Consider the following 12841-nt stretch of genomic DNA (forward strand, 5'->3'; position numbering starts at 1 on the left):
TTAATCTAAAGACGAAACAAATGGAGTGGATAACATGGATATCGCTGATCAGAACTTTGTGAAAAAAATAAATCAAAAGCTATTATTAAAAGAAATTCTCCAGCATGCGCCAATTTCTAGAGCTAAATTATCTGAACGCACTGGGTTAAATAAATCGACTGTTTCCTCTCAAGTGAGTACATTAATGAAAGAGCAACTCGTCTATGAGATCGGTCAAGGTGAGTCTAGCGGCGGGAGAAGACCGGTTTTACTGATGTTTAATAAACGTGCTGGCTGCTCCATCGGGATTGATGTCGGCGTTGATTATGTCAATGGCATTTTAACCGACCTTGAAGGGTCCATCCTTCAAGAAGAACAGATCAAGCTCCCATCAAGCGCTCCTGATGTGACCATACGCATATTAACTGAATTAATACAGCAGTTGAAGGCCCAAATCCCCTCTTCCCCATATGGGCTCATAGGTATTGGCCTATGTATACCCGGGCTAGTGGATGCCGATCAACAAATCGTGTTTACGCCGCATTCTAAATGGAAAAATGTTGACATGAAAACAACGCTCCAAGACGCATTCCAAGTACCCGTCTTCATTGAAAATGAAGCAAATGCCGGTGCATATGGTGAAAAAATCTTTGGTGCCGCTAAACATTATGATCATTTGATCTATGCCAGCATCGGCACCGGCATTGGAATCGGGATCATTATCAATCATCATTTATACAGAGGTGCATATGGCTTTTCTGGTGAAATGGGACATATGACCATCGACTTTAATGGACCAACATGCAGCTGCGGAAACCGTGGTTGCTGGGAGCTGTATGCATCTGAGAAAGCCTTGTTTCAGTCCCTTCAAACAAATGATCAGCCCATCTCTCATCAAGAATTGGAAAAGCTGGCGACGTTAAATGACATGAAAACCCTCAATGCCCTGCGCAACTTTGGCTTTTACCTTGGGGTTGGTCTCACAAACGTCCTCAATACCTTTAACCCGCAAGCGATTATTTTACGAAACAAGGTGATTGAAGCGCAGCCAACGGTTCTACGTGTGATTCAAGAGGAGGTCTCCTCCAGGATGGATACTCAATTCAGTTCACATGTCGAGCTGCTTCCATCGTCATTAGGACACAACGCACCAGTATTAGGGATGACATCTCTCGTCATTGAAGCTTTCCTGCAAGATGCCACCCTCTCACCATGACAGATTCATAGATAAAAAAGACAGCTCTTACCGTGTTGTCTTTTTTTATTTATCTGTTTCCTCATAACGGAAATAGTTGAAATCAGCAGGAAGACGCTCGCCACTTGTATCCTGGCACTGCATGCCGACAAATGCCCCTGTAAAAAATCCTCCTCCTCGAATGAAGTCATCAGATAGGTGGCTAGATTCAAATATCACATCAATTTCCTTCCAGTCTTTTTGATCAAATGAATAAGAATAGGTATATGTTTCTTTCTGAACGGTCACTTTTAAATACACATAGGTGACCTCTTCTGGAATGACGATTTTTTGTGCCAATGGCTGAGAAAAGGAAAGGTTTTGACAGGCAGATAATTCAAGAATGCGGCCAAGTTCCTCGTCATATGTCACCTGAAGCGCTGTCCAATTTTCCGTATTGTAATAATTCACAAGACCAGCGGCTTGCTGAAAATTCTCTGGATAGAACAACACAGCTGTCTCTGCTTCAAAATAAAAGCTTTGCCAGCGCCTTGCAACAAAGGCTTGAGTAAACTTAGATGTTAGAGATTCGTGACCATATAACCTTAAATGCTGAGGTTTTTCCGTTAATGAACCGATCTGTTCAGTAAAAGGAATTCTTAATGTTTGAAAGTGTCTATTTAACGTTGATTCTTTAAACTCATCGACTGTATGGTAGGTAGGAGCAAAAACCTTTTCGTTGATCGCTGGCGCTTCAACCTCCAGCGCTCCTTCTTTTCCGCCCACAACATACGGCCAGCCATCCTTCCATTCAAGCTTTTGAATCGCTGTTTCTCTTCCTAAAGGACACCACCCTCTTTGCTGAAAAATAGATTCCTTGCTTGATTGAATAGGGCGGCCAGTCAGATGAGCGAGATACCACTCATTTGTGTGCGTTTGAACAATGGAAGCATGACCGCATTTTTGAAGCGGATGTTCAGGTGAGTGAAAAGCACTTAAAATTGGGTTATCAGGATGAACCTCATAAGGCCCTTCAATCTGCCGGGAACGGGCAATTGTTGCCGCATGCTCGTACCTGGTGCCTCCTTCTGCTGTTAATAAATAATAGTAATCACCGATGTGATAAAGATGCGGTGCTTCTGTCAATTTAATCGGTGTGCCTTTAAAAATGACCTTCCGCTGACCAATGAGTTTCTTTTCCGTCACGCTATATTCCTGCAGGGCAATACCCGCAAAGGAATGGTGCTTTTCTCTATGATCCCACAGCATATTTAAGACGTATTTCTTCCCGCTTTGGTCATGAAATAAAGAGGGATCAAAGCCAGAGCTATTAAGCTTAACCGGCTCACTCCAATCACCATCAACCTCACTTGCCGTAACCAAATAATTATGACCATCTTTAAATGGACCATCCACTACTTTGATATCTGAATAAATGAGCCAAAACTGACCATCTGCATAGCTTAGGCACGGTGCCCATACTCCGCCAGAATCAGGATTCCCTTTCATGTCCAGCTGCGACGTTTTTTGCAAAGGACGCGCGGCAAGCCGCCAATGCACAAGATCCTTCGAATGATAAATTTGTACCCCTGGAAACCATTCAAATGTAGAGACCGCCATGTAATAATCTTCTCCTACACGGCAAATACTTGGATCTGGGTTAAATCCTTTGAGTACTGGATTGGTGATTTTCATTCAACTTCCTCCTCTTTCACGACCTACATTTTAAAATCGTCCATATGATCGATATATACTTGATCCCTATTCTCAAGCTCCCTCACGACTTTTTGGTGCTCTTCTTCATCTAGGTTATAAAAATTAATATCAATCATCGCTAAAATCAGTAAGCATACAGGAATCACTGTTACCGTGATTAAAATGCCAAGCAATGCTTCTGGCGTCTGCACTTGGTTTGCAACATAGCCAAATCGATCGAGTACAAGCCCCGGAACAATCCCGCCTAATGCCATCCCAAATTTAAAGAAAAATCCAATGACTGCGTAGATCAGTCCGCCCATCCTTTTTCCAGTTTTATATTCGCCGTATTCAACAGTCTCAGGAATGAGCGCCCACATGTAAGCACCCGCTGTAATACTCCCCGCAGCAGCAACAAGCCTGAAAATCAGTATTAAAGTGATTTGACTCGGCGGTATCACAAGTAAGGCAAGAAGACCTACTATATTCAGCGATAAAGAATAATTCAGCAGCTTTTTCTTTCCTAACAGCTTGTGCAGCTTCGGAATAAACGGCAGCACCATTAAAGCTGGCAGACTGCCAATGAGTCCGTACCATTTCACTAAATCTTCTCTGCCAAGGTTATACGTCACATAATAGATCCCAACAGAGTTGCTGATCGAGTTCACACCAAAAATAATAATAAAGAAAATGCTTAATACAACAAGCGGGCGATTCACTCGTAACTGGACAAAGATATCACTGAATTTAATCTTTTCCTCTGGCTTTTGAAGCGTGACACGTTCATTCGTGCTTTTAAAACAGAAAATCAGTAATGCGCCGCCAAGAACGCCGAGAAAAGCCATCGTCATCTGCCAGCCAAGTGCTGTATTTCCTGTCGTATCACTTAAAAAGGTCGCAAGAAAAGGAACAAAAAAAGCAACAACTAGACCACCTAGATTAGCAAACACCATACGAACGGACGTAATACTGACAACCTCTTGATTATTTCTTGTCATTGCGGAAGTTAAAGCACCATAAGGAACGTTGATGAATGTGTATGTAAGCGATAAACCAACATACGTGATGTAGGCATAAATGAGTTTACCCATTTCGGAAAAATCAGGTGTTGTAAAGCAAAGAATGGCAAGTACGACAAAAGGAAACGCACCGAATAACAAATAAGGTCTGAATCTACCAAAACGGCTGTTCGTCCGGTCTACCAATGCACCAATAAATGGATCTGCAAGAGCATCGATGGCGCGAACAACCAAAAACATCGTCCCTGCTGCTGCCGCTGATAAACCGTACACATCTGTATAGAAAAATAATAGATACGTAGAAACAGTTGCGTAAATCAAATTACATGCGAAATCCCCTGAAGCATATCCCACTTTTTCAGACATACGAATCTTCTTTAAATTCTCACTAACCATGAGCTTTCTCCCTTCTTCACTTAGCCTCTTCTAACGAACAGATGACGGAGGGCAACAGCAATCAATACAGGGAATATAAAGCGCTTTCAATTTGTTATAAAAATGTAGCTGAACATCTCTTCCTTTCAGCTTAGCCCAAATGCGCAGCAAAACAGTCGAATGACAGAATCATCTCCTTCAATATAGGGATCAATACTTGAAATTCATCTTAGTTTATTGACCAAACAAACTAAGATGAATTCATTTTATAAAATCTGATCTGACTTTTCAATATATTTTGAAAAAATAATCCAAATAATCGATTTCTTGTCATTCATCTTGTGAAATGACAAGAAAATCTGAAAGAATTCATTTAAAGGTTGCATTCAAGCTCATCCCATGCTATATTAATCAAGCGATGAGCTGAATTGTGTAAGTCGGGTAACATGTCTCTTTGAGACACACACGAATGTGGCGTGTGGTTATTCCGCCTCAATACGCAAAAGACATCTTCTTAGGAAGATGTCTTTTTTCTTACCCTATTTTTGTTCCATTCTCAACCGGTTCATCTGTCGCTAACAACACCACGTCTTCTTTTGACGGCATGCCTCCTAAGACAAGCACTTCTGATTTGAACCCTGCAATTCTTCTTGGCGGGAAATTAACGACCGCTACGATTTGTTTGCCGGTAAGATTTTCCGCTGTATAACGCTTTGTCAGCTGAGCACTAGATTGCTTTACACCAATTTCTTCACCAAAATCAATCTTGAGCTTCAATGCAGGCACTCTTGCCTCTGCAAAAAATTCTGCTTCTATGATCGTCCCAACGCGAATATCTAACGCCAAAAACTGTTCAATATCTGCCATCTGACTCTCTCCTCTTCATAAAAGGTAACGTAATCTATTGATTATTCATTGTAGCACATTCATTTTGTCATAGAGGAGGTTCAAAAAGCCTATACAGCGTTAAAATCACCTTTATAGTTTACATAATAAATTTATTGTCGTGTATTAAATGTTTGCATCCTGAAAATGAATTCAGTAAAATGGCAAATAATCCTACTGCTTCCTCCCGAATATATTGGGGAGGGTTCACACTTGTTTACATTATCGGATATGTGGACGTTTTGCTGGTCGTTTTTTGTCATTCTTCCTATCGTTGCCATCCTGCATCAGCTTGGCCATATTGTGGTCGCGTGGATGTTTGGAGCAAAGGTTTCCTTTGCGCTTGGCAGAGGGAAAAAAGTGTTGAAAGTAGGCGTCGTTGAAATTAGACGAATCTATTTTCTAGATGCATTTTGCCACTATGAAGAAATGAGGAAAAACAACCGATTGTCGCACATTCTTGTCTACTTAGGCGGTTCATTATGCAACCTGCTCAGTGTTCTCATACTGAACACAATGATCGCCAATGATTTCCTGCCAGAGCACCAATTTTTCTATCAATTTGCTTACTTCTCAGTCTACTATGTATTTTTTGCACTGCTGCCAGTCCAGTATGCAGATCATCATCCGAGTGATGGGCAAGCGATTGTGAACATCATTCGGCACGGTGAACCATGCGACATCATTGACTAACATGATGACTTTCACTGTCAATATGATAATGAATCGTTAAAAAAGGAATACCGAACAGCTTCATTTGATGTACCGCTGTGAGACTTTGATCTGTCTCCGGCTTCATATGAAAGCTTTCTTCCATTGGCAGTTTCATGGTGATAAAAGGCGTATGCAAATACAACCCTTCGTCACCGGTACTGCCTTTTGGACATGCGCTTTTTAATAGAAAATCTTCTTTCTCATTAAAAGGCTTTAAAATAGCTGTCAGCTGAGAATACGGAAGTGGCAGCGCAATATTCATATAACCCGCAGCTGCATCGTAATGAAGAGCATAAAGAGCAAAAAAGACTTGCTCTCCTTTTACATTGTGACGTATCCAAGCCCGAACATTTTCCCTTTCTTCCTTCGGATGTTGAAATCTAGTCAGACGTCCCTTCATCTCATATGGATGACGAGATAACCCCAAATAAAGCTGACCTATTTTCTTAAACACTGGCTGAAGTAAAAAAACAAACGGCCTTACCCACCAATGAAAGCTGACGGCTGCTTTTAATGTAAAAGCCATAGGGTCTTCATAAAATCTGCGAATCACAGGTGACACCCTGTCAGCTGAAAATGTCGTTCCATTTAATTCATCAAGCGAATCGACTAAACCCAGCTTCTCATGGTTATGCACGCTTTCCTCTTGAAAAGAGATCAGTTGAAACCGGCCATACACTTTGGAAATCGGAAAGTTCTTCTGCTTTAATTGATCCTTCGGCCCTTCAATCAGCCAGCCAATCAACCCCGGCAAAATCACAAAAAAAGCATTGATACTGCCATGAAACCAAATCATCTGATCCATGCTGATGTAGGTCACACGCATCAGCATACCAGCGGAATAAAGAAGTGATAACACGATCGTCCCCATTAAAACTAAGCTAGAAAACACAACAAGTCCTTTTGCCAAAGTCGACCGAAATCTTGTTTTCATACAAAGGATGCCATATATGTAGAGGGCCATCACATAAAGAATGACGCTGAACGTATCAAATAGACGGGAAAAGCTAATCCCCACAGCAATCATCACAGGCGACAGCAAAATCACCCAGCCCGCCGCTTTGTATAAAGCTGTCTCTTTTATTCGCTGCCTTCCTAAAAATCCATAAAAAAGCGGGATAAAAAAAGCCGAGTAATGAAAATGAATAGCGGTCAAAAGAACAATGATCGGCGAAAATGTCATCACCTGTATATCTGCTGTGTACAGCCAAAACCACAGACCGCCTAAAGCGAGATACATCCATGCGCCATCAATCATCAGCTCATGAAGCGGAAAGATTCCTCTTTCCAGCAAACGACAAAAGCCAAATAACGCCAATAACATTGTATATAAAAGCCATCCCGATGCAAACCAAGCGGAATGATAGATAAAAGCAGCGGTTGCACAAAGAGCCGCTAGTGGAAAGGCTTTCATTAAAAAGCCGATCAGCCTCTCTGGCTTGTGTTTCTTCCCTTCTTTCTCAAAAAAGTGTAAGGCAGAGGGAACAAAAAATAGAATTGCCATGAGAACAAAAAATTCTGCTACCCGGCCTGTCATGAAACGGGTGGCGATAAAACAAGACATGAAGATCAGACTGGATGTCAAATGCCACTTATTCATCATGAGACACCCTTTCTGTAAAACGGCCTTTATATGTAAAAAGAGTACCAAACAGGCGATTTTTCACGTGGACATCAATGGTATATTCACCTGCATGTTCATCGTAGCCTTCCGTTACATCTGACACACCATAAAGCCATGAAGGCAGCGGCCATTCCCTGCCGAACATCAAAAACTTCTGCCGGCCGGATTGGATGTGCAAGAAACCATGCTTTGTTACTGTAAAATGAAGCTCTGACACAAGAAGTCTAGGTTTTCCAAAGTAGTCTAGTACTGTATGACTCTTCTGATCAATGATCATATCTGCATCAAAGTGCCGCTCCTTCTTTGGGAAATAAAACGTTCGATACCAGTGCATCCCTTCCTCCCCCTTATTTGTCACAAAGGGCTCGTTGACTATTTGGAAAGGAATGTTTCTCCCTCTCTCGGGGAAAAAACAACGAAACAGTGGACCTATTCTGAAGATCAACCGAATGAGTCTTGACCCGCCGCCTATTTCCTCCATCGTACCATCAGCAGAAAACGCGCGGTTGTATCTCTCTTTTAGCTTTGGATGCAGCTTATCGTAATCCTTTACTTGATGACGATGAACGACCATGTCTACCTCCCCTTTTTCGTTTGATGGAAAATACATCTACACAATCTTTTAGATTGATCATACCTGCAATCGACAAAATGAAAAATGCACTCATCACAAGCGGCTCATGAAGCGTCGTTTGCGGGGATAGGACCTCTATACAAAGCATGATGAGAAGAAACATACTTTGAAAAATGAATAGATATTTCTTTGATAGCTTGGGAATTAGCCATGATACGCCTAAAAGCGCATAAAACAATCGGAAACTCGTGCTATGATCAAAAGCCGAATGTGAAAAAGGAATGACCGCTTGGCATAGCCAGACGATGGCAAACAGCAAACAAATCCCGTAATGAGCAAGTGTTCTCTCTAGCAGCAAACGGGGATGCGTTCCCTTTTCAAGCCACGTCTTTAATGCCCCAAAACTAAAGGCTGTCATAAACCCGATCATTGGGCGAAAAAGAATCCGGTCTGCCCATGTCCATCCTTTTCCTTCTTTCGTTTTGTAATCAAATTGAGTTTGAAACACAATGTGGTCGCTTGTTTTCATATATTTCCAGTAGCCGCTGCCTTCTTTAATAAAAGACAATGGGTGTGACGATTTGAATTGAAGTGAGGATGCCCGCTCATTCCGTTCATCCATCATTCTTGTTCGATAAGCTCCTGTCCCTGTGACACTTAAACCAAACCCTAGATGCTTTTCATACAAAAAGGATTGGGGCTGTTCATTTTGAGGTTCATTTAATGAAATGGTTGAAAAGCGCAAATCCCATTGTTCATGAAGCTTTGGATTTTGCGTATATTCCCATACTTTCTCTATCGGTGCATGAATGGTTGTTTCCACATAAACAGGCTTTCTTTTCATCTGCCTCTACTCCTCTATGTGAATTATTTCACATAACAAGCATACCATGTTTCACAAAACTGTCAAATGTTTATTCTTTTTTTGTCAAAAAATTGGTTTAAGATGGTCGCCTCTTTAACATATCGGTTCACTACCAAAAAAAGACCTGTCAATGAGACAGATCTTCTTTTTGCAACACACCTGAGATATAAAGCTTGACCGCATAGCTCACACTGTCTTCAAGCTGTTCTTTTCGTTGAAATCCATTTTTATTTGAAATATCACCGAAGCCGTGCAATAAGCTTCTTAGTCCTCTGACCACATGTGTCATCTCTTCTTCTTTGACACCAAAACGGGCCATGATGGATTGGACAAATTCAACAAGGCGCTCTGCCTCACTTCTTACTTTTTTCTCCTCCATATGTGAAAAGGCCGCTTCATAAAGGCCTGGATGTTCGCGGACAAATTGAACATACTGTTTGGCAAAGGCTAACACAGCTTCTTCTTTATCCAATCCCTCTGTTACGTGTATACCTTCTTCACGTAGCATGGACAGCCCTTTTTCTGCGAGTGCCGCCTGAATTTCAAGAAGACCAGATACATGATTATAAAGAGAAGGTGGTCTGATGTTCAGCTTTTTAGACAATGTAGCAATGGTCAATGCAGAAAAGCCCTCTTCATCAACAAATGCGGCTGCTGTATCGATGATTTTTTCTTGCGTGATACCCATTCTTGGAGACACGGTTTACTGCTCCCCTTTCTTTAACTGATGCTGCCTTTTTGTTATGGCAGCTTGAAGCTTGGCATGAGGTTCCATGATAAGATCACCATGTCCTACTGCAAGACAAGATAAGGGAAGTGCCAGCAATTTTTCGGCACTTTTGAGTGCTGTTTCTGCATCCCAAGTGGCAAAAGCCGGGAACGGGAAGGTCAAGCGAAACTCACCCGTTACGAATAAACCGCCTTTTGTCACAAGGGCATCTCCTGCAATGACAACCCCTGACCTTTCATCGTATAAAGAAATACTTCCAGGTGTGTGCCCTGGTGTCGCAATGACTTTCAGCGACCCAATCTCGTCCCCTTCTTCAACAAGCACATCTGGTTTTGTGTGAATGCCTTTTGAAAAACTGCCTTTAATTTTTTGCTGAGGTTCACCAGGAAGCAAGGAAAAATCACCTTCAAAAAGGAGGGCATCGCGTTTTGATAAATAAACGACTGCCTCTGGAAAAGCCTTTTTCACTTCATCTAGTGCACCGATATGATCCATATGACTATGAGTGAGAATAATCTTGTCGATTGGCTTGTCTTTTTTGTGCGCAAATTCAATGATCGAGCTTGCTGCCATTTTTAAAGCAGCATCAATTAATATCAGTCCATTTTCTTCCTCAAATACATAGCAATTTACCGGAAATAGACGCGGCATTAATGTGAGCTGGTGCAGGCGATCAAAAGTTGTCAATCTCATCATATGTCCTCCTAAAACTAATGTTGTTAGTTTTATATTAACTAATGACATTAGTTTTAGCAAGCATTTCTTCATCAACCGCAATATAAATATCAATTTGCGCTTCTTTTGGATCTATAGATCTTTCATCATACCATTCAAAGTCGCCTGTATATGTGCGGTAATGGCGCTCATCCCACGCCCAAATCTGCTGCCATGTCTCCAACACAACCTCTTCAATAGGTCCCTTTCTCGTTCGGAATTTTGCGTAGGTCGATGAAGGAATCTCTATGACATGTTCTACCTGCTGATCCACGAATTGCCCAGCAGTAAATAAATAAGAGCCATGCTCATCTTTTTCATAATCTGAATATAATCCTATGACGGGCGCTTGCCCTCCGTGAAGCTGCTGCGCAAAAAATTGTTGCCAGAGTGGAGCAATCTTCCGCTCTTTTGTTTGCTCCATTTCGTTTGTTGTTCGAACAGACAACCCTTTCATCCATTGTTTCTCTAATGTCACGATATCGTACATACATTCTCATCTCCTTTTTTTCTATCATATAAAAAGAAACCTGACAACATTGTGTCAAGTTTCTATTCGTTTGAGAAATTGTTTCAACTGAATGTCAAACGCTTCTTTGACATGCTTCGGGGAAAGAATGTCAACATCTGGACCTAAATGGAATAGGAAACTATTTAACCAATCATCAAGAGGTACGGTAATGGTGGCAAGGTAAGTGCCGTCTGAACAAACATTCAATTCGTTCTCATCTACCCACTCCTTCACTTTCCCCACTGATGCTTCCGTTAACCTGAGCGTGACAGAGCTGACCGACGGTTGTTCTTGCCAAGAATCATTCCAAGGCTTTTCTTCGTTTTTGATTCTTTTCGGTTGAAAATACCCTGAAATGGTGACAAGACCCGTCATTCTAGTTAGCTTGAACAGACGAAAAGCTTTTTTTACACAACAGAACGCATACAAATACCAATGCCTCCCTTTTAAAACGAGCGTATAAGGCTCCACTTTGCGTGGAAGTGTTTCACCTTTCGCATTGCGGTAAGTAAACTGAATGTATTGGTGCGCTGACGCAGCTGTATGAATGAGCTGGAGCTTCTTTTCTGCCTGGCTGTCTTTTCCCCAGGAGCTTAAATCAATGAAGACATGATGCTGCTTTTCGTTTTCACACGTATGCGTGGGAATAAGCGATTTGATTTTTTTCAGTACATGTTCGCTTTCTTTAAAGGAATAGGCACTCGTCATGCTTTCGAGGGCTGTTAAAATGACCTCGATGTCATCATCGGTAAATAATTTTTTCTCTAAACGATAATCCTCAACAAGTGAAATGCCTCCACCTGCTCCTTGGGTTGTGACAACAGGGATTCCCGCTTGATTGATGGTATCAATGTCACGATAAATGGTCCTCGTGCTCACTTCGTGAAGTTCAGCAAGATCTTTCGCCTGTACTTGCTTCTTGCTAATGAGCAGCATCACAGTAGATAAAATGCGGTCGATTTTCATGACTTTTCCTCTTTTTCATAAATGTAGGTTTTGTTTTGATAAAAAAAGAAAGAATGGTAAAGATAAGTAACAGCCAGCATTCGTTTACATCCCTGCACGTGCAGGAGGAGGTTGCATCATGACACATAACGTGTGGCAATTGTTCATGATTGGGAGCATTATGTTGATCTGCATCATGATTCGAATGAATCGAATGAGACGCTTTCAGCTTGTACGCCCCATCAGGCTTTTGATGAGAATGTATCTCTTTGGTCTTTCAGCCCTTATTCTCCTATCAGAAGGATGGCAAAATCATAATATCCTCATCTATGCCGCTATTGGTATGCTTTTTGGAAGCAGCCTAGCTGTTCATGCCTATCAGACGATTCGTATGAAAGAAGAAAATGGCCGGCTGTATATGAAAACGAGTAAATGGATTGAAAGCTTCATTTTGTGTTTGTTTTTATCCAGGCTTAGTTTTAAGCTGGTTGAGCTCACAAACCATTCGATGACCAAAATCAGTGTCGTTGAACTGTATCAGCACATCGTGAGCGATGATGCGATGACCATGCTCAGCTTTTTTCTTTTAGCTGCTTACTATGTTGTTTTTTCTTTTCACATGATGAAAGCAAATAAACGATCGACACATGTGCATCATGCATAAAAACCTTCCTATATGAAAGTAGGAAGGTTTTTTATCAATCGTGCTGTGCATGGTGAATCATCTGTTCAAGCACTTCCATCACATGCTGATCTTCAGGGCTGTAAAAAATCGAGGTCCCTGCTCGTCTAGATTTCACGAGACGAAGGTTTTTTAAAAAGCGCAGCTGATGAGAAACGGTTGATTGCATGAGATTCAGTGTTTCTGCTATATCATTTACCGAGTGTTCACCTTGAGACAGCAGGTGCAGAATTCGAATACGTGTCGGATCAGATAAAGCTTTAAAGGTTTGGGAGACAAGAAATAGACTTTCTTCATCCAGCTCCATCCGTTCCTGTTCTTGATTTGTATTCAGTTCTTCCTTCATTTTGCTTCA

14 protein-coding genes are annotated in these 12841 nt (G+C 41.5%); 3 read left to right on the forward strand and 11 right to left on the reverse strand.

What is annotated here, in order from left to right:
* Window positions 1-34 precede the first annotated feature (34 nt).
* A complete protein-coding gene (locus MKZ05_RS09430; protein ID WP_322000489.1) occupies window positions 35-1195 on the forward strand; it encodes an ROK family transcriptional regulator in 1161 nt (386 codons plus the stop codon).
* Between the two features lie 45 nt (window positions 1196-1240).
* Here MKZ05_RS09430 and MKZ05_RS09435 read toward each other — a convergent pair whose 3' ends face one another.
* From MKZ05_RS09435 to csaA, 3 genes are all read right to left on the reverse strand, one after another.
* On the reverse strand, window positions 1241-2848 hold the full coding sequence (locus MKZ05_RS09435) for a glycoside hydrolase family 43 protein (RefSeq protein ID WP_322000490.1): 1608 nt from the start codon (window positions 2846-2848) through the stop codon (window positions 1241-1243).
* 23 nt (window positions 2849-2871) lie between these two features.
* Entirely contained in the window at window positions 2872-4263 is a 1392-nt protein-coding gene (locus MKZ05_RS09440; protein ID WP_003215869.1) for an MFS transporter, read from the reverse strand.
* A gap of 513 nt (window positions 4264-4776) precedes the next feature.
* Window positions 4777-5109 (reverse strand): chaperone CsaA, encoded by a 333-nt coding sequence (csaA, locus tag MKZ05_RS09445; RefSeq protein WP_003215734.1) that lies wholly within the window; start codon window positions 5107-5109, stop codon window positions 4777-4779.
* A 231-nt stretch (window positions 5110-5340) separates the two neighbouring features.
* Between csaA and MKZ05_RS09450 the strand changes: the two genes are divergently transcribed.
* Window positions 5341-5820 carry a site-2 protease family protein gene (locus MKZ05_RS09450; protein ID WP_003216048.1) on the forward strand — a complete coding sequence of 160 codons (480 nt, stop codon included), beginning with the start codon at window positions 5341-5343 and terminating at the stop codon, window positions 5818-5820.
* On the opposite strand, the gene MKZ05_RS09455 is transcribed toward MKZ05_RS09450, so the two are convergent.
* The 7 genes from MKZ05_RS09455 to MKZ05_RS09485 form a co-directional block, all read right to left on the reverse strand.
* The gene (locus tag MKZ05_RS09455) at window positions 5810-7441 is read right to left on the reverse strand and encodes a YndJ family protein (RefSeq protein WP_335356140.1); all 1632 of its coding nucleotides are present in this window, start codon (window positions 7439-7441) and stop codon (window positions 5810-5812) included. The genes MKZ05_RS09450 and MKZ05_RS09455 overlap by 11 nt on opposite strands.
* Window positions 7434-8039: a DUF4166 domain-containing protein gene (locus MKZ05_RS09460; protein WP_335356139.1), complete on the reverse strand. Its 606-nt coding sequence runs from the start codon at window positions 8037-8039 to the stop codon at window positions 7434-7436. The genes MKZ05_RS09455 and MKZ05_RS09460 overlap by 8 nt, the downstream gene beginning before the upstream one ends.
* On the reverse strand, window positions 8002-8883 hold the full coding sequence (locus MKZ05_RS09465) for a hypothetical protein (RefSeq protein ID WP_339159905.1): 882 nt from the start codon (window positions 8881-8883) through the stop codon (window positions 8002-8004). Before MKZ05_RS09465 ends, MKZ05_RS09460 begins: the two co-directional genes overlap by 38 nt.
* A 148-nt stretch (window positions 8884-9031) precedes the next feature.
* Window positions 9032-9604: a TetR/AcrR family transcriptional regulator gene (locus MKZ05_RS09470; RefSeq protein ID WP_003216130.1), complete on the reverse strand. Its 573-nt coding sequence runs from the start codon at window positions 9602-9604 to the stop codon at window positions 9032-9034.
* A gap of 3 nt (window positions 9605-9607) precedes the next feature.
* Entirely contained in the window at window positions 9608-10327 is a 720-nt protein-coding gene (locus tag MKZ05_RS09475) for an MBL fold metallo-hydrolase (RefSeq protein ID WP_335356137.1), read from the reverse strand.
* Between the two features lie 37 nt (window positions 10328-10364).
* Entirely contained in the window at window positions 10365-10838 is a 474-nt protein-coding gene (locus MKZ05_RS09480) for a GyrI-like domain-containing protein (RefSeq protein WP_335356136.1), read from the reverse strand.
* 54 nt (window positions 10839-10892) lie between these two features.
* A complete protein-coding gene (locus MKZ05_RS09485) occupies window positions 10893-11825 on the reverse strand; it encodes a YafY family protein (protein ID WP_050943934.1) in 933 nt (310 codons plus the stop codon).
* Window positions 11826-11943: 118 nt separating this feature from the next.
* On the opposite strand from MKZ05_RS09485, the gene MKZ05_RS09490 reads away from it, so the two are divergent.
* A complete protein-coding gene (locus MKZ05_RS09490; protein ID WP_050943933.1) occupies window positions 11944-12468 on the forward strand; it encodes a hypothetical protein in 525 nt (174 codons plus the stop codon).
* Between the two features lie 34 nt (window positions 12469-12502).
* Here the strand turns inward: MKZ05_RS09490 and czrA are convergent, their stop codons facing one another.
* Window positions 12503-12832 carry a Zn(II)-responsive metalloregulatory transcriptional repressor CzrA gene (gene czrA, locus MKZ05_RS09495; RefSeq protein WP_007500691.1) on the reverse strand — a complete coding sequence of 110 codons (330 nt, stop codon included), beginning with the start codon at window positions 12830-12832 and terminating at the stop codon, window positions 12503-12505.
* Window positions 12833-12841: the final 9 nt, after the last annotated feature.

The organism is Bacillus sp. FSL M8-0277, from assembly GCF_037975305.1.
Classification (GTDB): Bacteria; Bacillota; Bacilli; order Bacillales; family Bacillaceae; genus Bacillus; species Bacillus pumilus.